Raw genomic sequence first — 22,340 nt, forward strand, 5'->3', positions numbered from 1 at the left:
ATGAGGGACCGCTACAAGGCGTTGATGCTGCGGAGTTTCAAGGACGCGATGGACATCGTCGACGAGTACAACACGTGGTCGGCGGAGGCGTTCGACGAGTCGTCGCCGGTCCCTCCGCAGGCGGTGCCGCAGGTGGCGATGATGCTGTACCAGAGCCGGGTGATGGACGGATGGGGTGGCGAGGGCGGGTTCGACGTGCCGGAGTTCGACGACAAGATGTTCGATTAGCGCGGTCGAGTGAGGGAGCGAAGCGACCGACCGAGACCGCGACAGTCCGGCGGCGAGGTCTGTGGGCCGAGCCGCCCAGAAACAGGGGAGCGACGCGACCGACCGAGACCCCGAGAGCTCCGTCGCCGCCGACCGCGAGGCCCCGCCACCGCCGACCGCGTCAGCCGATCTGCGCGCGCTCTTCCGGTCGGTCGAACGTGCCGTGCGGCGTGAACAGCGCGAGTTCGTCGCCGGTGTGAACGGGCGTGTCGACCCCGTCGACTGCGGTGACGTCCTCGTGGTTGTGGATGACGTGGGTGCCGCCGGCCAACCCCCCGTCGTCGCCGAACACGTTCTGCGCGAGGTCCGGGTGGGCGGCGACGAGCTCCTCCAACACGTCGCGGACGGTGGCCGGCGTCTGGATGTCCACGTCGACCGAGCGCTCTCCCACGGCGCGCTTGAAGTCCGAGTAGAGCCGCAACGTGACGGTGTTCGCCGGAACGTACTCGGAGAAGTTGCGCTCTCCGCACACGATACACCGGTTCGGGCCGACCTGCGAGGCGGTGGCCTGGACGACGCCGCAGTGTTGACAGACGTGGAGGTGGTTTCGGTAGCCCATCTTCCTTCTCAGTCAACACGTTCGCGGTCACGGCGTTTCACTGTTCGAGCCGCTTTCAGTCTCGTGGGAGTCGGCCCCATCGCGGCCCCTTCGGAAAGCGCCGATACACCCGATCTACGCCCGTATTGCCAGTAACTCGGCTTTTTGCGCCCCAACGTCGCCAAGCGCGCATCGGCGCGACGGTGGTCTACCGCGGCGAGGACGTACGGGTGCGGCTCACGAGCCGCGTGACAGAGAGGACCGGGAAGTAGTGGGTCGACCGTGGCTGGCGACCGACCTCAGTCGTCGCTCGCAGCCGCGAGCGCCCCGTCGACCGTGCCGACTCGACGGTCGAGGAAGTCGTCGATCAGCTCCAGACTCCTGATCTTGTCGTCGATGTCGGAGGAGCCGTGGCCTTCCTCGCCGAGTTCCTCGTACTCGTAGTCGTCGCCCGCCGCGTAGCCCGCCTCGTCGAGCGCGTCGCGGAAGATGCGCGCCTGCGACACCGGGACGCGGCGGTCGTTGACGCCGTGGACGACGAGCATCGGCGCCGCGAGGTTGTCGGCGTAGGTGACCGGCGAGCGCTCCTCGTACAGGTCGTGGTTCTCGTCGGGTTCACCGAGGTACTTCACCATCAGCTCCGAGCGGAAGTGTGGCATGGTGTTCTCGGCCATGTCGAACAGGTCCGAGACGCCGACCCACGAGATGCCGGCGTCGTACAGGTCGGGGAACTGCACGAGCTGCCAGTACGCCGAGTAGCCACCGTAGGAGCCGCCGAACACGACGACGCGGTCGTCGTCGAGCCAGTCGTACTCGGCGAGGACGTGCTCGGCCGCGGCGGCCACGTCACCCTGCTCTGCGCCGCCCCAGTCGTCGTACAACTCCTCGACGAACTCCCGACCGTGGCCGGTCGAGCCGCGGTAGTTCACCTGGAGCACGGAGAAGCCCCGGGAGAGGAGGAACTGCGTGCGGTAGCTGAACGAGAGGCGGTCGTGGTGGCGCGGGCCGCCGTGGGGGTTGACGATGAGTGGCGACGGGCGCTCGCCGGAGTCGTAGAAGATCGCACCGATCTCCAACTCGTCGTACGCGTCGTGCTCGACGGCGCGCTGGGGCGTCTCGGGGACGCCGTCCGACTCGAACGTGAAGTACTGCGCGTCGGCGAAGTCGTCGGGCGAGAACGGCCCGTACTCCGCCTCCAGCACCGTCTCGGACTCGTCGGTCTTCAGGTCGTACGCGAGCAGTTCGCTCCGTCGCGTCGGCGTCGTGTGCTGGATCAAGATCCGGCCGTCGGTCAGCGGCGTGTCGTCGACGAGCGAGGCGACGCCGCCGGGGAGGGGCAACTCGCGCGACTCGCCCGTCGCCACGTCGTACACGACGGGGACGTCCTCCGCGTCGCGCATCCGCGTCGCGAGGAAGCGGTCGCCGTCGGGGAGGAAGTACGCGGGCGACTCCTCGAACTGGTCGTCACCGTACCACGTCACCTCGCCCGTCTCGATGTCGTACACGCCGCAGCGACCCTTGTCGGGGCTGTTGTCCGAGACGAGGAGTGCGTCGCCGTCGGGGTGCCAGTCGGCCGGTGCGGCCTCTGCGCCCGTCTCGCCGATGTCGAGGTTCCGGGCGTTCGAGCCGTCGATGTCGGCGACAAACACGTCCGCGTTGTCGTAGTCGTCGGACTCGTTCGTCATGAACGCGAAGCGCTCGCCGTCGGGTGACAGCTCCGCCGTCCAGACGGCGCGCTCGTAGTCGGTCAGCTTCGTCGTCTCGCCCGACGGCAGGTCGTGGCGGTAGACGTTCATCTGCCCGTCGGCGTTGGAGCCGACCAGCAGCGTCTCGCCGTCCTCGCCGACGGCCTGCAACGACACTTGGCCGTCCATCTCCACGACCGGTTCGGCGTGCCCGTCGCGGTCGATGGCGTGGATGTCGTTCTGCTCGTTGCCGGCCTCGTCGAGGTGGAAGAAGACGCGCTCGCCGGCGGCGTCCCACGCGAAGTCGTGGCGGGCGTCCTTGGGGACCTGCCCGTCTGACCACTGCTCCAGGTCCCCGCTCTCGGGGTCGAGGAGGTACAACTCGTTGCGCCCGTCGATGTCGTAGTACAGCGCCACCTCGTCGCCATCGGGGGCGGTCGTCGGGTGCGCCATCGTCGGCAACTCGGCGAGGGCTCGGAGGGTGTCGTCGTGTTCGTCGCTCACGGTCGTCGGTTCGGTCGGGGGAACTTCAGTCTAATCAGAACGCTCTTTCTGAAATATGTGTGACACGTACTCGCGACGACCGAGAACGGGGGTTCAGTCGCTGATGCGGTAGTACGTTCGCGTCGTTCCGTCGCCGTCGTCGACCTCCGTCGCCTGCACGGCGCCTCTCTCGACCAACTGCGCGAGCGCCTCGTCGACGTCGTCGACGACGATGGCGCTGGCAGCGGCGTCGCCGGCGACGTCGACGAGGCCGCCGGTGACGGCGCCGACCGCACGCGACCCGGGCGTCGACTCCGACTGGTCGGCGTAGACGGGACTGAAGTCCACCCCGAACACGATCTCGCGCTCGGTGAACGCCTGCCCCACGCGCTCGCTGAGGAACGACAGGATCAGGTCCTTCTCGGTCTCGATCGGGTCCTGTTCGGCACCGCCGGCGTCGTCTTCGTCGACGGTACCGGCGTCGAACTCGTCGTCGGTGATCGGCATGGGTGTGGTGTGAAACCGACCCGACATATCTGCACCGGTCGGCGCCCATGGAAAACCCTTTCCGCAATTCTTGCGGAGACTCCTCCATGAAAGTCCACGTGGGCGCAGCCGCGACCGACGAGGAGGCCTCCGCCATCGCCGAGGCGATGGCCGAGCACTTCGGCGTCGACATCGAGGTGTACGCCGGCGACGACGCCGACGAACCCCTCGCGACGGCCGAGCCGCCCGAGATCGACTACCCGCTGGACGACGATCTGGGACCGACCGACCGCGAGGCGACGCTCCGCGCAGAGATTGACGACATCCTCCAGGGCGGCCCCGAGAAGTACAAAGATCGGCTCCCCGGACAGGGGAAGCTGTTCGTCCGCGACCGGCTCGACCTGTGGTTCGGGAACGACGGCGCTGGCGGCGTCGGCGACGCGAGCACCGACGCCGCCGCCGACGGCGTGAAGTTCGAGGACGGGAAGTTCGCCCACTTCGACGCGTGGCACCCGGACTCGCCCGACGTCGACGAGTACGACGAGGGCGACCGCGTGCCCGCCGACGGCCTGATCACCGGCGCCGCCGAGTTCGAGGGGCGCGACCTCCACTTCATGGCGAACGACTTCACCGTGAAGGCGGGGTCGATGGCCGGGCGTGGCGTCGAGAAGTTCCTGCGGATGCAACAGCGCGCGCTGAAGAACGGGAAGCCGGTGCTGTACCTGATGGACTCCTCGGGCGGCCGGATCGACCAGCAGACGGGCTTCTTCGCCAACCGCGAGGGGATCGGGAAGTACTACTACAACCACTCGATGCTGTCGGGGCGGGTCCCGCAGATCTGCGTCCTCTACGGGCCGTGCATCGCGGGCGCCGCGTACACGCCCGTGTTCGCCGACTTCACGGTGATGGTCGAGGGGATGTCCGCGATGGCCATCGCGTCGCCGCGGATGGTGAAGATGGTCACCGGCGAGGAGATCGAGATGGACGACCTCGGCGGCCCGGACGTCCACGCGAAGTACTCCGGCAGCGCCGACCTCGTGGCCGAGGACGAACAACACGCCCGCAACCTGGTCGCGAAACTCGTCTCGTATCTCCCGGACAAGGCGGGCGAGAAGCCGCCGCGGAGCGACCCGAAGCCCCCGACGTACTCGCCGGACGGCATCGACGAACTGATCCCGGAGGCACCGAACCGCCCGTACGACGTCCACGACCTGCTGGAGCGCATCTGCGACGCCGAGTCCGTCTTCGAACTGAAACCGGAGTACGGCAAAGAGATCGTCACCGCGTTCGCCCGCATCGACGGTCGCCCGGTTGGGATCGTCGCGAACCAGCCGACCGAGCGGTCGGGCGCAATCTTCCCGGACGCCGCCGAGAAGGCGGCGGAGTTCATCTGGACGTGCGACGCCTACGAGGTGCCCCTCCTGTACCTCTGTGACACGCCCGGCTTCATGGCCGGGAGCCAAGTCGAGAAAGACGCCATCCTCGAGAAGGGGAAGAAGTTCATCTACGCCACCTCCTCGGCGACCGTCCCGAAACAGACCGTCGTCGTCCGCAAGGCGTACGGCGCGGGCATCTACGCGATGGGCGGCCCTGCCTACGAACCCGAGTCGGTCATCGGCCTCCCCTCTGGCGAGATCGGCATCATGGGCCCCGAAGCGGCGATCAACGCGGTGTACGCGAACAAGTTGAACGCCATCGACGACCCCGAGGAGCGCCAACAGCGCGAGGACGAACTCCGCGAGGAGTACCGCCGCGACATCGACATCCACCGGATGGCCAGCGAGGTCGTCATCGACGAGATCGTGCCGCCGTCGAGTCTGCGCGAGGAACTCGTCCAGCGGTTCGACTTCTACGAAGACATCGAGAAGTCGGTGCCGGACAAGAAGCACGGCACGATCCTCTGATCAGGTTCAAACCGGAAGCCGGAACCAACCGCCGTATGGCCTGACCGACTGCCGGACGACGGTCTGCGGGTGCCCGGTGACCCGTCGTCTGCGGTGATCCACCGGCTGTTCGCCACACCACGCGACGACGCCGAGCGACCGCGTCGGCTACTCGCCTACCGCTCGAGCGCCGTCCGGAGCAGTCGGACCTCCGCACGGACCGCACGCCACGAGTCGAGCGTCCCGGGGATGCTCGCCCCCTCGTCTTCGCGTTCGCCGCGAGTGCGCTCGTCGACGAGCCGTCGGACCGCCTGCGGGTCGTCGACGCGGCGGAAGGAGACGCCCCCGCCGGCGGTCTCCAGCGTGACCGTCCCGTAGCCGAACAGCGCCCCCGTCGCCGACTGCGCTGAGGCGGTGTTCTCGACCATCGAGAGCCGTGCGCGGACGACGCGCCGCCCCACGACGCCGCGCTTCACCGACGCCGCGCGGTCTGTGAGGACGTACCGGGTGTTCACCAGCGACAGCACCGACAGCGCCGGAATCGACGCGCCGACGAGCACCGACAGCGCCGCGACCCCGAGGCCGAGTGCGTCGGTCGCCGCGGGGCCGACCGCGACCGCGAGGCCGATGCCGGCGACGAGCAGGCCCACCACCGCCGCGGGCGCGGCCGCAGACAGGCGCGGGCTACCCGTCCACAGCACCGACTCGTCGTCGGCGACCGGCACCGCCTCCGGGACGGGCGTGGCGTCGTCGTCGGTCATCGGTCGTCGCCGTCGACGAACGGGGAGTCCGTCTCCACCTCGACCGCCTCCTCGTCCGCGTGGTCGAGGTCCGAGCCCTCGTCGGTCGGCCCCTCGACGGCAGTCCGGATCGCTCGCAACTCGACGAGGATGTCCTCGAGCACGTCGCCCTTCGACTCGCCCTCGTCAGACGAACGCCCCTCTCGTGCGCGGATCCGCTCGTTCACCAACTCCTGGATCCGCTTCGGGTCGCCGACGCTGTCGAAGCTGAGTTCGACGCCAGAGCCGCCGGCGGTCGAGATGTCAACGGTGCCGTAGCCGAACTGCGTGCCGAAGAACCCTTGCGTGTATGAGGTGTCTTGCACCTTCTCGAAGCCGACGCGCTTCACGTCGCGCGAGAGCACGCCGCGCTTCTTGTACAGCGCCTCGGTGGTGATCACGTACTCGGTGTTCTCGCGGGCGAGGTACGCCGAGACGATGATGGGGATGCCGACGAGGACCAGCGACAGCGGAACCCCGACCACCAGGGCGGGGACGAGACTCGACGAGTGCGGGTTGCCGGCCCAGACCACCTCCTCCTCGGGGTCAAGCGAGAGCCAGTCGAACCCGTCGGGGAGGGCGCCGTCCGTCGCAGATGTGGACATGGCCGTGGGTGTCGTGGCCGACGCCATAAACCCGTGCCCTCGGCGGGGGTCACTCCGCGTCGGCGAGCGCCTGCCGAACGACGGCCCACGCGAGGCCGGCGAGGCCGACGTCGCGCGCGAGCACGTCGCCGAAGGCGCCCGTGGTCGCCCAGACGACCGCGAGGTACACGCACGTCGCCGACAGCGAACCCGCGGCGACGAGCGACGCGACGCCTGTGTACCGGTCGGCGAGCAGCGCGAGTCCGAAGCCGACTTCGAGATAGCCGTTGACCAGCATGAACGCCGTGGGCGAGACGACGAGCAGCGGGGCGAGCCAGTCGACGACGTAGACGGTCCACGCGGCCGGGTCGTGCAGTTTGTGGACGCCGGCGGCCAGCACCATCGCGCCGAGGCTCCATCGGGCAAGCGTCGGCGCCGGCGGAAGCCGCGCCGCCGCCGTCCTCGCCGACCGACGCACTGAGTCGATCACGGGTGTGTTCGGCGTCGCGTAGACAAGTAGCCTCTCCTCGTGGGCGGTCGCCACCTCGGCCGGTCAGTCGTCGCGGTGCGAGCGGAGGATCCGAGCGTAGTACGGCTCCATGACCTGCACCGCCTCCTCCCAGCAGGCCTCGTCGTGGAGGTCGTGGAGTTCGACGCCGAGCAGGTAGCGCACGGGAGCGGCGCCGAACCCCTCGCGCCCGTCGCTGGGCTTGTTCGGGTAGTCGTGGTCGCCGCTGGCCGCGCGGAACTCGATAAGCTGTGCCCGGAGCATCGGCGTCCAGTAGTCGTCGTTGGCCTTGTGGCTGCGCCACGCGCGCGTCGTCGCCGTCGCGTACGCGGGGTCCATCCCCACGGCGTCGGCCCGCTCGGCGAGCGCGTCGTGGACCGGCCCCCAGTCGCCGTCGCCGATCGAGGCGGGGTCGATGCAGTCGTCGACCATGTGATCGGCCTCGAGGTCGTCTTTCGCCCACAGCGCGTCGACGTACGCGCGGGCGGCCCGTCGCGCCGCCGCCTCGTCGAGGTGGGCGAACTGCCGGCGGTCGACCGCCGCGAACGACGCGGTCGCCGCCTCGCGCTCTCCGCGGTCGTGATAGCGGAATCCCGCACACAGCTCACGAGCCATGTGACGAGCCGCTCGCTCGACGGTGGCGTCGTCGTCGGGCGCCTGGTCGTCGACGCGCCCGTCGGCCTCTACCGGTCCGTCTGCCCCCGTGCTGGCTCCCTCGCCGCGTAGTCCGTCACTCGTCACAGGTCAGTCACTGCGTGTCTGTGCGGGGGTGGCATAGTATTTTCCCACCCGATCGTCGCTAATTTTGTCTGACGCAGGGCGAGTCTGTCAACGATCTTAGTGCTGTGCGCGCTCGGCGCCCGAACGGTCACGTCGCGTGTTCGCGCTTCAGCGACAGCACTGTCCGCTCGAACGTGCACACGAGCGTCTCGTCGCCGTCGTCGCCGTCCAGTTTGTACGCGTCGACGCGCATCGTCACGACGCCGCGCTCGCCGTCGCTCGTCTCGCGCTTGTCGAGGACGGTCGACTCCGCCCGGATCGTGTCGCCGTGGAACACCGGGTTCGGATGCTCCACGTCGTCGTACGAGAGGTTGGCGACGATGGTGCCGTCGGTCGTGTCGGGAATCGACAGGCCGGTCGCGAGCGCCATCGTGTAGATGCCGTTGACCAGTCGCTCGCCGAACTGCGTGTCCGCCGCGAACGCGGCGTCGAGGTGGAGCGGTTGCTGGTTCATCGTCATGTCGCAGAACGTCTGGTTGTCGCGCTCGGAGACGGTGCGGCGCTTCTCGTGGACGATGGTCTCGCCCACCTCGAACTCCTCGTAATACTTGCCGGTCACGTGCGCCGGGTCGCGGTCGGTCGTGAAAACGATGCGGGAACCGCGTCGGGCGTCACCGAGGGCGTCCCAGTTCCCGTGTCGGTCCCGGTGCCGACGGCGACGACGGCGGGATTGATACGGCCATCCGCCGAACGCCGAGCCATGCCGAGACGTAGTCTCCTGTTCTCGCCCGGCGACCGACCCGAACTCATGCGGAAGGCGCCCGGCGCCGGCGCCGACACGGTCGTGTTCGACCTGGAGGACGCCGTCGCCCCCGCCCGGAAGGGGGAGGCCCGCCGCGCCGTCCGCGACGTGCTCGCCGACCCCGAGTTCGATCCGGCGGCCGAGGTGTGTGTGCGCGTCACCGGCACCGACACGTACCGCGACCTGGAGGTGCTCACGGCAGACGACGCAGCCACCTTCGACGCGGTGATGCTGCCGAAGGCAGAGTCGCGCGACGCGGTCGACCACCTCGCCTCCCAACTCCGCGAGCACGACCGCCGAGTGCCCGTGATCGCGCTGGTGGAGACGGCGCGGGGGGTGCTCCGGGCCGAGGAGATAGCAGACGCCCGCGCGACCGACGCCGTCGCGTTCGGCGCAGAGGACCTCTCGGCGGACCTGGGTGCGACCCGGACCGACGAGGGGACGGAGGTGCTGTACGCCCGCGAGAAGGTGGTCACCGCCGCGAGTGCGGCGGGCGTCGACGCCATCGACACCGTCTACACCGACTTCGACGACACGGCGGGACTCGCCGAGGAGACGCGTTTCGCGGCGACCCTCGGGTACGACGGCAAGATGGCGATCCACCCGGCGCAGGTGTCCGTGATCAACGACGCGTTCACGCCAGATACGGAGTCGATCGCGTGGGCGCGCGACGTGCTCGCCGCCCGCGACGCCGCCGCGGCCGAAGACCGGGGGGTGTTCCAAGTCGACGGCGAGATGATCGACGCGCCGCTGATCGCGCAGGCCGAACGGATCCGCGAGTACGCGCGACTGGTGGACGAGTGGGACGGCGAGAACGCGGGAGAGTAGACGGGAGGCGATCGGAGAGCCGAGAGTGTGTCAGCGGTCGAGGTGGACTGCGGTTACGGCCACAGGCCGCGGACGCTCTTCGCCTCCGCGATGCGGCCGAGCGCGACGACGTACGCCGCGTCGCGCCACGTGATGTCCTTGTCCTCGACCTCGGTGCGGACGGCGTTCCACGCCTTCAGCATCTCCGCCTCCAGTTCCGAGCGAACCTCCTCGATGGTCCACGTCCGGCGGTTGATGTCCTGGAGCCACTCGAAGTAGCTGGCGGTGACGCCGCCGGCGTTCGCGAGGATGTCGGGGATGACGTGGACACCGCGCTCGGCGAGGATCTCGTCTGCCGCGAACGTCGTTGGGCCGTTGGCGCCCTCGACGACGATGTCGGCACGGACGGCGTCGGCGTTGTCCACGGTGATGACGTTGCCGACGGCCGCCGGGATCAGCACGTCCACGTCGAGTTCGAGGATGTCGTTCCCGTCGTCGAGCAGATGCGCACCGTCGGTGTCGGCGGCGTACCCCGTGACGGCGTTCGGCTCCTCGGAGAAACTCGGGATGGCGTGGGTGTCGAGGCCGTCCTCGGCGTACACCGCGCCGCCGGTGTCGGAGACGGACACCACGTCGGCGCCCCAGTCGTCCAGGAGACGCGCGGCGTTGGCGCCGACGGAGCCGTACCCCTGCACGGCGACGGTGAGGCCGTCGAGGTCGTAGTCGTAGTAGTCGGCTGCCTCGCGGACGACGAGGGCGACCGAACGACCGGGTGCCTCCTCGCGCCCCTCGGTGCCGCCGACAACCGGCGGCTTGCCCGTCACGACGCCGGGGATGGTCTCGCCCTCCTGCATCGAGTACGCGTCCATGAACCACGCCATCGTCTGGGCGTCGGTGCCCATGTCGGGCGCGGGGATGTCCTTCTTGGGGCCGACGAACTTCCGCAGTTCCTCGGCGAACCGGCGCGTGAGCTTCTCCTTCTCCGTCTCGGACAACTGCTTGGGGTCGACGATGACGCCGCCCTTGCCGCCGCCGAACGGGAGGTCCATCACGGCGCACTTCCACGTCATCCACATCGAGAGGCCGACGCACTCCTCCTCGCTGACATGCGGGTGGAAGCGGAGGCCGCCCTTGTACGGCCCGCGCACGTCGTCGTGCTGGGCGCGGTAGCCGGTGAACACCTCGACCGAGCCGTCGTCGCGCTCCAGCGGCACCGCGACGCGGTGGACCGTCGTCGGGTGTTTCAGGCGCTCGACGACGCCGGGGTCCACGTCGAGGTGGACAGCGGCGTGCTCCAGTTGGCGGCGGGCCGTCTCCAGCGCCGTCTCCGGCTCCCGCGGCTCTTGCTGCTCCGACTGGTCGTCTGCGGGGGCGGACTCCTCGGCCGTGTCTGCGGTTCCGGTGGACATGGTGGTTGGGCTCCCGTCGCGTCGCACGACGGGGCGGTTACCGGCCCCTCCGACCGACCACCATATAGTATTAATGATGCCGTGTAATCTAAGGTATATTATCACAATCGTACAGCGGATCGACAGATCCAAGGCGTCTACGTCGGGTGCTTCTGGAGACACGGCGCGTCGACGGGTCGATCCGCGGCTCCGGTCACGCTCGGCGGGGGACCGTGGCGCCGCCAGGTCCGCGACAGCGGACCGCGCGATACGACGAGTCGGTATGCATGTAAGGAACACTAATGAATATCCATGATATTGATTCGGCACGGTTAAGGACGGGGACAGTGCTCGGGTACGTATGTCTGGAGACGAGGCCAACCCCTTCGAGAGCCTCCAAGAGCAGATCGACGACGCCGCCGCGTACCTCGACGTCGCGGACGACGTGATCGACCGGCTCAAGCACCCCGAGCGGGTGCTGGAGCTGAACCTCTCGGTCGACATGGACGACGGCACGCTCGGCCGCTTCAAGGCGTTCCGCTCGGAGTTCAACGGCGACCGCGGTCCGTACAAGGGCGGCATCCGCTACCACCCGGGCGTCACGCGTGACGAGGTGAAGGCGCTTTCTGGCTGGATGGTGTACAAGTGCGCGGTCGTCGACATCCCGTACGGCGGCGGGAAAGGCGGCATCGTCGTCGACCCCTCCGACCACTCCGAGGCGGAACTGGAACGCCTCACCCGGTCGTTCGCCGAAGAACTGCGCCCGTTCATCGGCGAAGACAAGGACATCCCGGCGCCCGACGTGAACACGGGCCAGCGGGAGATGAACTGGATCAAAGACACCTACGAGACGCTGGAGAACACGACCGAACCCGGCGTCGTGACGGGCAAGTCGCTGGAGGCCGGCGGCTCGGAGGGGCGCGTCGAGGCGACCGGACGCTCGACGATGCTCACCGCCCGCGAGGCGTTCGACTACCTCGACATGGAGATGGAGGGCGCGTCGGTCGCCGTGCAGGGGTACGGCAACGCCGGCCACATCGCCGCCTACCTCATCGAGGACCTGGGCGCGAACATCGTCGCCGTCTCCGACTCCTCCGGTGCGGTGTACGCCGAGGACGGCCTCGACGCCCGTGACGTGAAACAGCACAAAAACGAGACGGGCTCGGTGTCGGGCTACCCCCACGCCGACGAGGAGTTCTCCAACGACGACCTCCTCACGCTCGACGTCGACCTGCTGGTGCCGGCGGCGCTGGAGAACGCCATCGACGGCGACCTCGCGCGCGACGTGCAGGCCGACGTCATCGTCGAGGCGGCGAACGGCCCGCTGACGCCCGGCGCCGACGACGTGCTCACCGAGGCCGACGTGCACGTGTTCCCCGACATCCTCGCGAACGCCGGCGGCGTCACCGTCTCCTACTTCGAGTGGGTGCAGAACCGCCAGCGCTTCTACTGGACCGAAGAGCGCGTCAACGACGAGTTGGAGCGCCACATCGTCTCCGCGTTCGACGACCTCACGACGTGTTACGAGGAGAACGACCTGCCGAACTTCCGCACCGCGGCGTACGTCGTCGCCATCCAGCGCGTCGTCGACGCGTTCACCGACAGCGGCAACTGGCCGTAGTCGGTCGTCGCGCCGTCGACCGGCGACGACTGAACCGTCGCGACCCAGCCCGTCGAGATGGCACCGGTTCTCCGTCTCCGGGATTCGAGTGATAGATCTATCACAGAGCGGTGTGATTGTGGTGGTATGATCGGTCGTGCGCTCCCGCTGGCACTCGCCAGCGCCGTCACCACGCTGTTAGTCGCCGGGGCAGTCGCTATCGAGACGGCCAGCGCCGCCGGACTCGGCGGACCGGGCGTCGGAATCATCGGCGTCCTCGTGGGACTCGTGGCCGCCCTCGTCGCGGCTGTCGTCGTCGGCCTCGCCGTCACCTCCGGGCGACTCTCCCGGAACGCGACGGTCGCGCTCGTCGCGTACGGGACTCTCGGCGTCGTGTTCCTCGCGGTCGCCGCCCTCAAGTACGTGAACGTGCCCGGCGCAGACGAGACGTTCACGATGCCCGTCCAGGTGGTCGTCAGCGTCGCGTGTGCGGTCGCCGCCGCCGCCCTCGTCGCCCGCTCTGGACGACCCGACGCCGCTGCGACCTGACGCTCCGGCACCCGTCGACGGACGCGTCGCCAGGCCCAGTGAGATTCTTGGGCGTCCACCCCCTCCGATCAACGGATGACTCCTCGCGTCGACGCCCTCTACACCGCCCCCGAGGACTCCGCCCCGATGGTCGACCACGACGAGGTCAGCCTCGTCCCCGGCGGCATCGAGGGCGACCGCTACCTGAACGGCACCGGCTACTACTCCCCGTACGACGTGTGTGAGGTGACGCTCGTCGACGCCGGCGCCCTCGACAGTATCCGCGACGACCTCGGCATCGACCTCACTGACGGTCGCCACCGCCGCAACGTCGTCGTCCGGGGCGCCGACCTCCAAGACCTCCTCGGCGCGACGTTCCGCGTCGGCGACCCCGACGCTGGTGCCGTCCTGCGCGGCACTCGCCCGCGCCCGCCGTGTGCCCACGTCGAACAGGTCGCCGGCGAGGACGGGGTCGCTCGCGCGCTGCGGGGGCGCCGCGGTGGAATCTGTGCGGATGTCGTCGCGCCCGGGACCGTCGCCGTCGGCGACGAAATCGAGGTGGTGGAGGGCGACCCACGCTCGGAGGGGCGGCGGATCGTCGACCGCCTCCGCGAGTCGCTCGGTCGCTGAGGTGACGCATCGACCGACTCGTCGGTCGCGTGCACCGGCGCCGCACGACCGGCCGACGGCTTTTCGGGGGGTCGACGTACCTGTGGTATGCACACACGGCACACGCGGCACACGCGGCGGCGGTTTCTGGGCGGCGTCGGCGCAGCGGGGGTCGCGGCCCTCGCCGGGTGTACCGGCGGTGCCGTGCCGGGGAGCGGCGGTGACGGCGTCGCCGACCTGTTCGACTCGGGGCCGCCGACGCGGGACGACCCGCTGTACCAGCCGTTGGACGCGGCCGCCGTGCGCGACGCGACCGTGAGCGGTGGCCCGGGCAAAGACGGCATCCCGTCGGTCGACCAACCGCAGTTCGCCGCCGCGGATGACGTGACGCTCGCCGACGACCGCATCGTGTTCGGCTACGCCGGCGAGACAGATGTGAAGGCGTATCCCCAGCACGTGCTCGTCTGGCACGAGGTCGCCAACGACACGCTCGACGGGACGAACGTCGCCGTCACCTACTGCCCGCTCACGGGCACCGCGATGGGGTTCGAGCGCGGCGACACCACCTTCGGCGTGTCGGGGCGACTCGTGAACAACAACCTCGTGATGTACGACCGCGCGACCGACTCGCGGTGGCCGCAGGTGCTCGCGACGGCGGTCTCCGGCCCCCACGAGGGTGACCAACTCCGCGAGGTCCGACTCGTGTGGACGACGTGGGGACAGTGGCGCCGTGCCCACCCCGACACGCAGGTCATGACTGAGAACACCGGCTACGCCCGACGCTACGGCGCCGATCCGTACGGGAACTACAACCCGACCAGCGGCTACTACGCCGCCGAGAGCCGGACGCTGTTCGCGCCGCTCGACGACGGGTGGCGAGACGTCCAGTCGGACGCCAAACGAGTGGTATTCGCCGCCAGGACCGCCGACCGCGCGCTGGCGTTCGACCGCCCGGCGGTGATGCGGGCCGACCTGCTCGCGACTGACGACGGCGCGTTCCTCGCGGCGTACGATCCGACGCTGAACACGGCCCACGTGTACCGCGCGGGCGAGGCAACGGTCGAGCCGTCCGGCGAGAAAGACGGCCGGTTCCTCGTCGACGGCGCCGTCCACGACGCCGCCGCGCTCCCACTGGCCCCCGTCTACTCGTTCGACGCGATGTGGCACGCCGTCGGCGGATTCTACCCCGAGGCCGCCTATGTCTCGTGACGGGGCGACCGTGACCGCCCGCGCCGACCCGCTTGCGGTGGTCCGGGTCGCGGTCGGGCGGACGAGGCGCGCGCTCGGGGCCGCGCTCGTGGACCGCGTCTCGGCGGGCGTGCTGGTCGCCGCGGCGGGTGCCTACGTACTGGTGTACCTGTTCGCCGTCGGCGACCTCGGTCGCGCGACACCGACCGTCGTTGCGACCGGCGAGTCACCTGCGGTCGGCCTGACGGTCGCGGCTGAGCCGGTCGCCCGCGCGGTCGGTGGCGAGGCCGTCGCGCTGGTCACTGTCGGCCCTGTGGAGGTCCTCTTCGCACCGGTGACGCTCGTCGTCGCGACCGGATTGGGGCTGCTGGTGGGCGCGAACCTCGCGCTGTCGACGCTGGCGTGGCGCAAGCCGACGCTGTGTGGCGTCTCCCCGGCCTCGGGACTCGCCGCCGGCCTCCCAGCGTTGCTGTCGGGAACGGCCTGCTGTGGTCCGTTGCTGTTCATCGTGTTGGGGCTGCAGGCGACGAGCGCGGCGCTGACGGCGGTCGCGTGGCTTCGCCCGGTCGCCGCACTCCTGCTGGTCGCCTCGCTGGTGTGGGCGGCGTGGCGCCTCGACGTTCAGCTGTCGGCCGCCGGCGACTCCTCGGGGAAGATGCTCTCGGGGATGTAGGCCGTCACCGTCCAGTTGGGTGCGTCGACCACCTCGCTGATCTTCAGGTCCATCGCCGCCGAGCAGAGGATGTACGCCTCGCCGCGGGTGAGCCCCCGGTGGTCGTGGAGGTGGGTGATCATGTGGCGGGTGGCCTTCCGCGTCGCCTCCATCAGGTCGGGGTCGATGCCGGTCGTCGCGTACATCGGCTCGTCGTGGCCCGTCGGTGTGAACGGCCCGGTCGTCGTGAACTCGGGCTGTTCGATGTCGAGGTCCTTGCGCACCCGGAAGCGGGCGGTGACGAACATCGGCGCTTCGACGCCCGTGACGCACACCTCGCCGTCGCCCTGCGCGGCGTGGCAGTCGCCCGTCGAGAACAGTGCGCCGTCGACCTCCACAGGGAGCCGAACCGTCGACCCGGCGGTCATGTGCTTCACGTCCATGTTGCCCCCGACCGAGCGCGGCGGGAGCGTGTCGTGGGGGCCTGCCTCCGCGGGGGCGTTCCCGATGACGCCCGGGAACGGATCCAGCGGCACCTCGATTTCGTTGACGAACTTGCCAACATCGCCCTGCAGGTCCCAGATGTGGATGCCGGGCTCCTCAAAGTCCTCCGGGAGCAGACCCAGCCCCATCTCGCCGGGGAAGTAGACGTTGTACCCCCAGCCCTTGTGCTGGAGGTCGAGCAGGTCGACCTCGAGCACGTCGCCCGGTTCGGCGCCCTCGACGTACACCGGGCCGGTGAGCGGGTGGACCGGGTCGAAGCTCACGTCGAGTACGTCCTCCGCGGTCGTCTCCACGTCGATCTGGCCGTCGACGGCGTCGCGACACTCGAAGCGCACCACGTCGCCGTCGGCGATGGTCAGCGCCGGCTCCAGCGAGTTGTCCCACGCGGAGTGGATATTGCGGTCCGCGTCCGAGAGGTGGTGGTCGACGGTGTACGTCGTCGGCTCGGCGTCTGTCTCGTCCGGCATGATCTCACCGTACAACTGACGACCGCTTAACACGAGTGGGCGGTTCGTGAGCCGTGGGACTCGCCGAATCTCCCCGCCGATAGCCGGGATGGGGGCTTCTTGTGTCTGGCGCGAGTGACCGGTTCCGTGACGACCCCCTCCATCGCTCAGGCCGCGTTCGACGCGCTCCCCGTCCAGACCGCCGTCGTCGACTCGGCGGGAGTCATCGTGCGGACGAACGCCGCGTGGCGGGCGTTCGACGACTGGGACGGTGTCGACCCAGTCGCAGACCCGACCGGGCGGAACTACCTCCGGGTGTGTCGCCAGACGGGCGAGCGAGGCGACGCCGACGGCGACCGGTCACCCGCGGTCGACGGCGGCGTCCGGGCGGGTGCGACCGGGGCAGACGTGGACGGCGCGATGGTCGCCGACGGCATCGAGGCGGTGCTGGTCGGCGACCGGGAGACGTTCGACCACGAGTACGCCTGCCACTCGCCCGACGAACGTCGGTGGTTCCTCATGCGAGCCTCGGCGGTCGATCACGAGGGCGAGACGTACGCACAGGTGTTCCACCTCGACATCACCGAGCGGAAACTGGCCGAGGCGACGCTGGAGTCGCGCAACGACCGCCTGGAGACGCTCGCGGGCGTGCTCGCACACGACCTCCGCAACCCGCTCCAGGTCGTGCAGGGGCGAAGCGAACTGCTCGACGCTCGCCTCGACGACGCCGAGGGGGACGCTGAACGGACCGACGAGACGGCCGCGGATCTGGAGTCGATCCGGTCGTCGGCAGACCGGATCGGGGCGATCATCGGCGACGCGCTGCAGCTCGCACGCGGCGGGTTCTCCTCGGGGGACCCACCGACCGAACTCCGACTGCGCGCGGCGGCCGAGACGGCGTGGGAGCACGTCCGAGCGGACGAAGCGACGTTGCGCGTCACCGACTCGTTCGCGTTCGAGGGACGGGCGGGGCCGGTCGGGCAGATTCTGGAGAACTTGCTCGCGAACGCCGTCGACCACGGTGGCCCGGACGTGACGGTCGTCGTGGGGGTGCTCGTCGCCGACGCGACGGAGCCGTCGGGCTTCTACGTCGCAGACGACGGGCCGGGAATCGACCCCGAGCAGCGCTCGGCGGTGTTCGACCCCGGCCACACCACCGGCGACGACGGCACCGGCTTGGGGCTGGCTATCGTCGAGCAGTTCGTCGAGGCGCAAGGGTGGTACGTCGAGGTCGTCGCGGGGAGCGACGGCGGCGCACGCTTCGAGATTCGCGGCGTCGGCCCCGTCTGAGTCGGGAGTCGCCCGGCTACCTACCTGGCGAGGGCGAACAACCAGTCGATGAGCCCTTCGCCTTCATCCTCGTCGTCGTCGTCCCCTTCGTCGTCATCCTCCTCGCTCTCGTCGTCTTCATCGTCGTTCTCCTCGTCTTCAGCTTCGGCGTCGTCGGCGTCGTTGTCGACGTCGTCGTCCTCGCTCTCCGACGAGTCAGCTTGACCCTGCTCACCCGATTCGGGACCGCCGTCGTTCACCGTGTCGCTGTTGCCGTTAGCGTTCCCGTTGCCGTTGGCATTCCCATTTCCGTTCCCGTTGCCGTTGCCGTTCTCGTTGGCGTTGGCGTCACCGTTGCCATTCCCGTTGCCGTTGCCGTTGGCGTTCCCGTTCCCGTTTCCGTTGCCGTTGCCGTTGCCGTTGGCGTTCGCACCACCGTTCCCGTTGCCATTGCTATTCCCGTTCGCCCCGTTGTCGTCGTTGCCGTTGGCGCTGGAACTCCCGTTTGAATCGCCGGTGGCGTTGGTGTTCTCGGTGCCGTTCGCGGCCTGGGATTCGGTCGCGTCGGCGGGCGTTCCGTCGTTCGTAGAGTTCCCCTGCGTGCCGGCAGGCCCCGGGTCGGTACTGCCGTTGGTCCCGTTGCTGTTCGTGCTCTCACTGGCGTCGCTCGCACCTTGGCCGTTGGCACCTCCGTTACCGTTCCCGTTGGCACCGCCGTTTGCGCTCTCCGTGTCGCCGTTGCCGTTGGCGTTTGCGTTGCTGCCCTCGGTGTCGCCGTTGCCGTTGGCGTTCCCGTTTCCATTTCCGTTGGCGTCGCCGTTGCCGTTCCCGGGCCCGGCGTCGTCTCCGTCGGTCGGAGCGCCGTCACTGCCGTCGGCTTCGTCCTCCTGTTGACCGGGCGGGCCCTCGCCGTTCTCGGAGTCGCCGGAGTTACCCGCTTGGTTGTCGCCGCCCTGATCGTCTTCCTGCCCGGGCGCGCCCGAGGCGTCGTTCCCAGCGGCCGAATCGCCCTCCTCACCGGACTCAGGCTGCTCGTCCGCATCAGCGGGTCCGTCGCCACCGTCCGTCGATCCCTCGCCGTCGGAGTCGTCCGGGGGCGGGCCCTGTGAGTCGTCACCGGCAGGGTTCGACTCTTGGCCGTTCGACTGCTCGCTGTTCGATTCGTCTGGCGTCGACGAAGCGGACCCGTCCTCGGAGTCGTCGTTCGGGAGCTGATCTCCGTCGCCGTCGCCGTCGTCGGTGGTCGACGAGTCGCTGGACTCGCTTCCCTCCTCGCCGTTCGACTCACTCGCGTCGCCGGAACCGTTCGGGCGTCCGTCCGTCTCGTCGCCCTCGTCGCTCTGCTCCTCGTCGGGGGCGTTTCCGTCGTCGCCAGAGCCCTCGCTCTCGTCGTCGGTCGCGTCAGCGCCGTCGGCAGGTCCGCCGTCGTCGTTCCCCGGAGCGTCGTCGCTGTTGCCCGGTGTATCGTCACTGTCGCCGCTCTGGTCGGCGTCGCTCTCGCTCGACCCCTCACCATCAGTACTCGATGCACTCTCGCCGGTGTCCTGGCCGTCGTCCGTCCCGTCAGGTGCACCGTCACCCGACTGATCGTCGTTGTTGCTGGACTCGTCGTTGTTTCCGGGTGCGTCATCGCTGTTGCCCGGTGCGTCGTTGTTGCTGGACTCGTCGCTGTTGCCGGGGGCGTCTTCGCTGTTGCCTGGTTCGCCGTCGTCGTTGCTGGACTCGTCGTCGTTGCCGGGTGCGTCGCCGCTGTTGCCCGGTGCTTCATCACCGTTGCTGGATTCGTCGCCGTTGTTCCCGGGTGCGTCATCGTTGCCGGGGGCGTCGTCGCTGTTGCCGGGTGCGTCGTCGCCGTTGTTGCTTGATGCGCCTTCGCTGTTTCCGGGTGCGTCGTTGTTGCTGGACTGGTCGTCGTTGTTGCTGGACTGGTCGTCGTTGTTGCTGGACTGGTCGTCGTTGTTGCTGGACTGGTCGTCGTTGTTGCTGGACTGGTCGTCGTTGTTGCTGGACTGGTCGTCGTTGTTGCTGGACTGGTCGTCGTTGTTGCTGGACTGGTCGTCGTTGTTGCTGGACTGGTCGTCGTTGTTGCTGGACTGGTCGTCGTTGTTGCTGGACTGGTCGTCGTTGTTGCTGGACTGGTCGTCGTTGTTGCCCGATGCGCCGTTGTTGCCCGGCGCATCGTCGCCGTTGTTGCTAGATGTGTCGTCGCTGTTCCCGGGTGCGTCGTCGCCGTTCCCTTGTGCGTCACTCTCACCTTGGGTTGTCTCGTCCGTCTGGCCGCTCTCAGAAGCGCCAGTCGCGCCCCCGTCGTCCGGCCCACCCTCGGTCTCGTCGTCACCGCCGTCCTCTGGAGCCGAGTCGTCGTTCGACTCCTGATTCTCACCGTTTTGGCTCTGGCTGTCGCCGCTGGCACCGGTCGCCCCGCCCGACTCACTCTCGTCGGATTCGCCGCCGGTATCGCTGTCCGATGGCCCGGCGTCGCTGTCGGAGTCGTCTCCGTCGCCCGCGTCGTCCGCCGGCGCGTCACCGTCACCCTCCGCGTCGGAGTCACCCCCGCCGTTCTCGTCGTCGGTGTCGCTACCGCCAGCGCCGGCGGCGGAGTCACCGGCGTCGTCACCATCTCCGTCTCCGTCGTCTTCGGGTGAGTCGTCGTTCGAGCTCGACGCCCCGCCGCTCGCAGCGTCCTCGTCGTCATGCTCGTCGGCGGCGGACTGGTCCTCCGAGTCGTCGTCGCTCGCGTCGGCAGGATCGGTGTCTGCCGCCTCGGACCCGTCCGTCTCGTCGTTCGTCGCCCCGTCGTCGTTCGTCGCTCCGGCCCCGCCGGTCTCCGCGTCGTCGTTGCCGGACTGCGAGTCAGTCGGTCCGCTGTCGCTCACGTCACCAGTCGCGGGGCCGCTCGCGCTCGCGTCGCCGTCGAACACGCTCGCCGGGGCGCCGTCCACCCGCGACTCGTCGTCGTCGACACACTCCCCGTAGAGGACGTACACGGAGCCGCCGTCGCCGGCCAGCGCGTCGTTCCGGGGGGCGCCGACGAGCACGTCTTGGCTCCCGTCGCCACCCACGTCACCTGCGGACGCGACGGCAGATCCGGCTTCGTCGTCGTCACCCACGCCAGTGATCCGACCGGCCGCGTCACCGAGGCTCGAACTCCGTTCGGCACCGCCGTCCTCGACGAAGTACACCGCTCCGGCGTCCTCACCGGCGGCGGTGTCGGTCTGCGGGGCGCCGACCAGCACGTCCGCGCGCGGGCCGCACGCCGTGCCGGTCAGGGCGACCGCAGAGCCCGCGAGGTCGCCGGCGGCGGCGCCGAGGTACGTCCGGTCTGCGCCCGCGAGGTCGCCGCTCCCGAGCCCCTGGCGCCCGAAGACGACGTACGCCGCGCCGGCGTCGGTGCCGTTGCCGTCGGCGAACGGCGCGCCGACCACGAGGTCGTCGACGCCGTCGCCGTTCACGTCTGCGCCGCCGTCGAGTGCGCGACCCGCGAAGTCGCCGCTCGCGGCCCCGTCAAGGCGGATCGGGGTGTCGCCGAGCGAGGAGGTGTCCGACGCCTCGAACACGCCCGAGAGCACGTAGACGGTGCCGTGGTTCGACCCGTTCGTCCCCGCAACGTCGAACGCGGGCGCCCCGACCGCGGCGTCGGCCCGACCGTCGTCGTCCACGTCGCCGACGCCCGCAACCGCCCGTCCGGCGAGGTCGTTGTCGTCTTCGCCGTGGAACGTCGCGTCGGCGGACGCCAGCGAGCGGTTCCCGCTCGGGCGGTCGGTCAGGGAGACGACGTACGCCGCGCCGGAGTCGTTCCCCGCGGGCGTGTCCGCGCGCGGTGCACCCACGAGGACGCCGCCGCCGCGGTTCGCCGCCGCGCCGCGGTCACCCTCCTCGCGGAGCACGACGGAGACGGCTTCGCCCGCCGCGTCCCCGCCGCCGGCACCGGTCAACACGAGGTCCGAGGCGACGGAGAGGTCGTTCGTCCCCGACAGCGACTCCCCGCCGTAGACGACGTACACGGCGCCCGAGTCGGCGCCCGCCGCGTCGGCGCCGGGCGCGCCGATCACGAGGTCGCTGTACCCGTCGCCGTCCACGTCGCCGCCGGCGATACCCGCCCCTGCCGAGTCGTTCGCCGCGGCGCCGACGAACGTCGCGTCCGCGTTCGACACGGCCATGTCGCCGGGGTCGATCGGACCGTAGAAGAGGTAGACTGCGCCGGTGTTCTGTTCGCCGCCATCGGCGCTCGGGGCCGCCACGAGGACGTCCGCGACGCCGTCGCCGTTCACGTCGCCGACGCCCGCGACCGCCGTCCCGGCGCGGTCGCGAAGTCCGTCGCCGGCGATTCGGGCGTCTGCCTGCGCCAGCGGCACCTCGCCGCGCACCGACAGCGAGGCGTCTGCGCCGCCACCGATGGAGACGCCGCCGACCTCGCCGTCGAGTAAGCCGCCCGAGACTGCACCGGAGTCGACACCGACGACCATCGGCGCTGCAATCACGATCAGCGCCGCGACGACGACTAATGCGGGGGTCCGAGTGCCGCGATCCATGTGGACCACGCACGCCGACTGGCCACCTTGTTACTCACCGTGGCCGACATTTCCTCGCCGAGTAACGCCGTACTACGCGGAG

20 protein-coding genes are annotated in these 22,340 nt (G+C 69.6%); 9 read left to right on the forward strand and 11 right to left on the reverse strand.

Features of this window, described 5'->3' with window-relative positions; translation table 11 throughout:
- Complete coding sequence (locus tag P0R32_RS05955) at nt 1-228, forward strand: hypothetical protein (protein ID WP_276239036.1); 228 nt, start codon at nt 1-3, stop codon at nt 226-228.
- A gap of 160 nt (nt 229-388) precedes the next feature.
- Here the strand turns inward: P0R32_RS05955 and P0R32_RS05960 are convergent, their stop codons facing one another.
- The 3 genes from P0R32_RS05960 to P0R32_RS05970 form a co-directional block, all read right to left on the reverse strand.
- A complete protein-coding gene (locus P0R32_RS05960) occupies nt 389-826 on the reverse strand; it encodes a ubiquitin-like small modifier protein 1 (RefSeq protein ID WP_276239037.1) in 438 nt (145 codons plus the stop codon).
- A 278-nt stretch (nt 827-1,104) separates the two neighbouring features.
- Entirely contained in the window at nt 1,105-2,943 is a 1,839-nt protein-coding gene (locus tag P0R32_RS05965) for a S9 family peptidase (protein WP_276239366.1), read from the reverse strand.
- Nucleotides 2,944-3,087: 144 nt separating this feature from the next.
- Entirely contained in the window at nt 3,088-3,480 is a 393-nt protein-coding gene (locus P0R32_RS05970) for a hypothetical protein (RefSeq protein ID WP_276239038.1), read from the reverse strand.
- Nucleotides 3,481-3,566: 86 nt separating this feature from the next.
- On the opposite strand from P0R32_RS05970, the gene P0R32_RS05975 reads away from it, so the two are divergent.
- A complete protein-coding gene (locus P0R32_RS05975; RefSeq protein ID WP_276239039.1) occupies nt 3,567-5,363 on the forward strand; it encodes an acyl-CoA carboxylase subunit beta in 1,797 nt (598 codons plus the stop codon).
- A gap of 155 nt (nt 5,364-5,518) precedes the next feature.
- On the opposite strand, the gene P0R32_RS05980 is transcribed toward P0R32_RS05975, so the two are convergent.
- The 5 genes from P0R32_RS05980 to P0R32_RS06000 all read right to left on the reverse strand — a co-directional run bounded on the left by P0R32_RS05980 (nt 5,519) and on the right by P0R32_RS06000 (nt 8,552).
- On the reverse strand, nt 5,519-6,103 hold the full coding sequence (locus P0R32_RS05980; protein ID WP_276239040.1) for a PH domain-containing protein: 585 nt from the start codon (nt 6,101-6,103) through the stop codon (nt 5,519-5,521).
- Nucleotides 6,100-6,726, reverse strand: a complete 627-nt coding sequence (locus P0R32_RS05985; protein ID WP_276239041.1) for a PH domain-containing protein — start codon at nt 6,724-6,726, stop codon at nt 6,100-6,102. The genes P0R32_RS05980 and P0R32_RS05985 overlap by 4 nt, the downstream gene beginning before the upstream one ends.
- Nucleotides 6,727-6,775: 49 nt before the next feature.
- The gene (locus P0R32_RS05990) at nt 6,776-7,195 is read right to left on the reverse strand and encodes a DoxX family membrane protein (RefSeq protein ID WP_390218697.1); all 420 of its coding nucleotides are present in this window, start codon (nt 7,193-7,195) and stop codon (nt 6,776-6,778) included.
- Between the two features lie 63 nt (nt 7,196-7,258).
- Nucleotides 7,259-7,954 (reverse strand): hypothetical protein, encoded by a 696-nt coding sequence (locus tag P0R32_RS05995; protein ID WP_276239042.1) that lies wholly within the window; start codon nt 7,952-7,954, stop codon nt 7,259-7,261.
- 127 nt (nt 7,955-8,081) lie between these two features.
- Nucleotides 8,082-8,552, reverse strand: coding sequence for a MaoC family dehydratase (locus tag P0R32_RS06000; RefSeq protein WP_276239043.1), 471 nt, complete (start codon nt 8,550-8,552; stop codon nt 8,082-8,084).
- Between the two features lie 141 nt (nt 8,553-8,693).
- Here P0R32_RS06000 and P0R32_RS06005 point away from each other — a divergent pair, with 141 nt between their 5' ends.
- Entirely contained in the window at nt 8,694-9,563 is an 870-nt protein-coding gene (locus P0R32_RS06005) for an HpcH/HpaI aldolase/citrate lyase family protein (protein WP_276239044.1), read from the forward strand.
- 53 nt (nt 9,564-9,616) lie between these two features.
- Here P0R32_RS06005 and gdhB read toward each other — a convergent pair whose 3' ends face one another.
- On the reverse strand, nt 9,617-10,951 hold the full coding sequence (gene gdhB / locus P0R32_RS06010; protein ID WP_276239045.1) for a glutamate dehydrogenase GdhB: 1,335 nt from the start codon (nt 10,949-10,951) through the stop codon (nt 9,617-9,619).
- Nucleotides 10,952-11,291: 340 nt separating this feature from the next.
- On the opposite strand from gdhB, the gene P0R32_RS06015 reads away from it, so the two are divergent.
- The 5 genes from P0R32_RS06015 (at nt 11,292) to P0R32_RS06035 (ending at nt 15,528) form a co-directional block, all read left to right on the forward strand.
- On the forward strand, nt 11,292-12,551 hold the full coding sequence (locus P0R32_RS06015) for a Glu/Leu/Phe/Val family dehydrogenase (protein WP_276239046.1): 1,260 nt from the start codon (nt 11,292-11,294) through the stop codon (nt 12,549-12,551).
- Nucleotides 12,552-12,677: 126 nt separating this feature from the next.
- Nucleotides 12,678-13,079, forward strand: a complete 402-nt coding sequence (locus P0R32_RS06020) for a permease (protein WP_276239047.1) — start codon at nt 12,678-12,680, stop codon at nt 13,077-13,079.
- Between the two features lie 75 nt (nt 13,080-13,154).
- Nucleotides 13,155-13,688 carry an MOSC domain-containing protein gene (locus P0R32_RS06025; RefSeq protein ID WP_276239048.1) on the forward strand — a complete coding sequence of 178 codons (534 nt, stop codon included), beginning with the start codon at nt 13,155-13,157 and terminating at the stop codon, nt 13,686-13,688.
- A gap of 87 nt (nt 13,689-13,775) precedes the next feature.
- Nucleotides 13,776-14,876: a DUF3179 domain-containing protein gene (locus P0R32_RS06030; protein WP_276239049.1), complete on the forward strand. Its 1,101-nt coding sequence runs from the start codon at nt 13,776-13,778 to the stop codon at nt 14,874-14,876.
- Nucleotides 14,866-15,528: a hypothetical protein gene (locus P0R32_RS06035; protein ID WP_276239050.1), complete on the forward strand. Its 663-nt coding sequence runs from the start codon at nt 14,866-14,868 to the stop codon at nt 15,526-15,528. Before P0R32_RS06030 ends, P0R32_RS06035 begins: the two co-directional genes overlap by 11 nt.
- Here the strand turns inward: P0R32_RS06035 and P0R32_RS06040 are convergent.
- Nucleotides 15,477-16,478, reverse strand: a complete 1,002-nt coding sequence (locus tag P0R32_RS06040; RefSeq protein ID WP_276239051.1) for an acetamidase/formamidase family protein — start codon at nt 16,476-16,478, stop codon at nt 15,477-15,479. The genes P0R32_RS06035 and P0R32_RS06040 overlap by 52 nt on opposite strands.
- Before the next feature lie 126 nt (nt 16,479-16,604).
- Between P0R32_RS06040 and P0R32_RS06045 the strand changes: the two genes are divergently transcribed.
- Complete coding sequence (locus P0R32_RS06045) at nt 16,605-17,747, forward strand: PAS domain-containing sensor histidine kinase (protein ID WP_276239052.1); 1,143 nt, start codon at nt 16,605-16,607, stop codon at nt 17,745-17,747.
- Nucleotides 17,748-17,767: 20 nt separating this feature from the next.
- Here the strand turns inward: P0R32_RS06045 and P0R32_RS06050 are convergent, their stop codons facing one another.
- On the reverse strand, nt 17,768-22,258 hold the full coding sequence (locus P0R32_RS06050) for a beta strand repeat-containing protein (RefSeq protein WP_276239053.1): 4,491 nt from the start codon (nt 22,256-22,258) through the stop codon (nt 17,768-17,770).
- Between the last annotated feature and the right edge of the window lie 82 nt (nt 22,259-22,340).

The sequence above is a fragment of the Halobaculum marinum genome, assembly GCF_029338555.1.
In the GTDB taxonomy this organism is placed as follows: domain Archaea; phylum Halobacteriota; class Halobacteria; order Halobacteriales; family Haloferacaceae; genus Halobaculum; species Halobaculum marinum.

Excerpts from the sequence above, each read along its gene's own strand:
- P0R32_RS05955 (WP_276239036.1), top strand. The coding sequence starts at position 1 with ATGAGGGACCGCTACAAGGCGTTGATGCTGCGGAGTTTCAAGGACGCG.
- P0R32_RS05960 (WP_276239037.1), bottom strand. The coding sequence starts at position 826 with ATGGGCTACCGAAACCACCTCCACGTCTGTCAACACTGCGGCGTCGTC.
- P0R32_RS05965 (WP_276239366.1), bottom strand. The coding sequence starts at position 2,943 with ATGGCGCACCCGACGACCGCCCCCGATGGCGACGAGGTGGCGCTGTAC.
- P0R32_RS05970 (WP_276239038.1), bottom strand. The coding sequence starts at position 3,480 with ATGCCGATCACCGACGACGAGTTCGACGCCGGTACCGTCGACGAAGAC.
- P0R32_RS05975 (WP_276239039.1), top strand. The coding sequence starts at position 3,567 with ATGAAAGTCCACGTGGGCGCAGCCGCGACCGACGAGGAGGCCTCCGCC.
- P0R32_RS05980 (WP_276239040.1), bottom strand. The coding sequence starts at position 6,103 with ATGACCGACGACGACGCCACGCCCGTCCCGGAGGCGGTGCCGGTCGCC.
- P0R32_RS05985 (WP_276239041.1), bottom strand. The coding sequence starts at position 6,726 with ATGTCCACATCTGCGACGGACGGCGCCCTCCCCGACGGGTTCGACTGG.
- P0R32_RS06005 (WP_276239044.1), top strand. The coding sequence starts at position 8,694 with ATGCCGAGACGTAGTCTCCTGTTCTCGCCCGGCGACCGACCCGAACTC.
- gdhB (WP_276239045.1), bottom strand. The coding sequence starts at position 10,951 with ATGTCCACCGGAACCGCAGACACGGCCGAGGAGTCCGCCCCCGCAGAC.
- P0R32_RS06015 (WP_276239046.1), top strand. The coding sequence starts at position 11,292 with ATGTCTGGAGACGAGGCCAACCCCTTCGAGAGCCTCCAAGAGCAGATC.
- P0R32_RS06020 (WP_276239047.1), top strand. The coding sequence starts at position 12,678 with ATGATCGGTCGTGCGCTCCCGCTGGCACTCGCCAGCGCCGTCACCACG.
- P0R32_RS06025 (WP_276239048.1), top strand. The coding sequence starts at position 13,155 with ATGACTCCTCGCGTCGACGCCCTCTACACCGCCCCCGAGGACTCCGCC.
- P0R32_RS06030 (WP_276239049.1), top strand. The coding sequence starts at position 13,776 with ATGCACACACGGCACACGCGGCACACGCGGCGGCGGTTTCTGGGCGGC.
- P0R32_RS06035 (WP_276239050.1), top strand. The coding sequence starts at position 14,866 with ATGTCTCGTGACGGGGCGACCGTGACCGCCCGCGCCGACCCGCTTGCG.
- P0R32_RS06040 (WP_276239051.1), bottom strand. The coding sequence starts at position 16,478 with ATGCCGGACGAGACAGACGCCGAGCCGACGACGTACACCGTCGACCAC.
- P0R32_RS06050 (WP_276239053.1), bottom strand. The coding sequence starts at position 22,258 with ATGGATCGCGGCACTCGGACCCCCGCATTAGTCGTCGTCGCGGCGCTG.